This window comes from Micromonospora sp. Mcm103 (assembly GCF_024519755.1).
GTDB classification, from domain to species: domain Bacteria; phylum Actinomycetota; class Actinomycetes; order Mycobacteriales; family Micromonosporaceae; genus Micromonospora; species Micromonospora aurantiaca.
This window is the reverse complement of the sequence record NZ_JALJRJ010000054.1, coordinates 1-1,312: the sequence shown is the minus strand read 5'-3', so window position 1 is coordinate 1,312 and position 1,312 is coordinate 1. Positions and strand designations below refer to the sequence as shown.

Below are 1,312 nucleotides of genomic sequence, written 5' to 3'. Positions count from 1 at the left end.
CTGACAGTGATGATGTGGGAGCGGGTCACCCGGCCGGTCTGACTCACCCTCTGACTGACCGTGGTGTCTTCTAGGGGATTCGTCGGCTTGTCCGGGTGACCCGTTCCTGCACTCACCTGCTGGGCGTTCGTGACCTGATAGGAGCCTGTGCAAGAGGTCCCGTCACTGTCCTGTCCGCCCGTCCCGGCGGTGCGTGCCGACCCTGTTCGGTGCAAGCGAGAGGGACGACGGTTCCAGCATGGCAGCCAAGAAGCGTCAGGTCACAGGTGGTGTCGACACCCACGGCAAGACTCATCACGCCGCCGTCATCGACGGTGCTGGCCGGGTACTGGGTGACCAGGAGTTTCCCGCGTCGGCGGCGGGCTACCGGCACCTACTGGCCTGGCTACGCCGATTCGGGCAGGTGATCAAGGTTGGGGTGGAGGGCACCGGCACCTACGGTGCGGGACTGGCCCGCCACCTCACCGCTCAGGGCGTCGCGGTGGTCGAGGTCGACCGTCCGGACCGGCGAGCCCGCCGGGCCAAGGGCAAGTCCGACCCTCTCGACGCGCTTGCCGCAGCCCGGGCGGCCCTGTCCGGACAGGCCAGCGGCACGCCGAAGACCCGCACCGGCCCGGTCGAGGCCATCCGCGCCCTGCGGGTGGCCCGCCGCGGCGCGATGAAAGCCCGCACCGCCGCGCTCAACCAGCTCCACGGCCTGGTCGCCTCTGCTCCGGAGTCCCTGCGCCACGACCTCAGCCAGCCGGGACCGCCGCTGGTCGACCGGTGCGCCGCGCTCCCCGTCGACCAGACCCGACTCACTGATCCCGTCGAGGCCACCAAAGCCGCCCTGGCGGCCATCGCCGCCCGGATCCAGGCCCTGACCGCCGAGATCACCCAAGCCGACCAGCGGCTACGACCCGCCGTCGCCCGCACCGCCCCACACCTGCACGCCGTCTACGGCATCGGCACCGACGTCGCCGGACAACTACTCACCACCGCCGGCGACAACCCCGACCGACTCCGCTCCGAAGCCGCTCTGGCCCACCTCTGCGGCGCCGCGCCCATCCCCGCCAGCTCAGGACGCACCGATCGCCACCGCCTCAACCGAGGCGGCGACAGAGCCGCCAACTCAGCCCTGCACACCATCGCCCTGGTCCGCATGCGCCACGACCCCCGCACCCGCGCCTACGTCGACAAACGCACCAAACAAGGCCTCAACAAGAAAGAAATCATGCGCTGCCTCAAGCGCTACATCGTCCGCGAGGTCCACACCGCCCTCCTCGCTGACTTCACCACCCTCAACACCCCTTGACTTCTATAGGAGCATCCC

1 protein-coding gene is annotated in these 1,312 nt (G+C 69.8%); it reads left to right on the top strand.

Going from position 1 to position 1,312, the window contains the following annotated elements; genetic code table 11:
• Nucleotides 1–238: 238 nt before the first annotated feature.
• On the top strand, nucleotides 239–1,294 hold the full coding sequence (locus tag OC439_RS30135; RefSeq protein WP_262016378.1) for an IS110 family transposase: 1,056 nt from the start codon (nucleotides 239–241) through the stop codon (nucleotides 1,292–1,294).
• The last annotated feature ends 18 nt before the right edge of the window (nucleotides 1,295–1,312 follow it).

Excerpts from the sequence above, each read along its gene's own strand:
- OC439_RS30135 (WP_262016378.1), top strand. The coding sequence starts at position 239 with ATGGCAGCCAAGAAGCGTCAGGTCACAGGTGGTGTCGACACCCACGGC.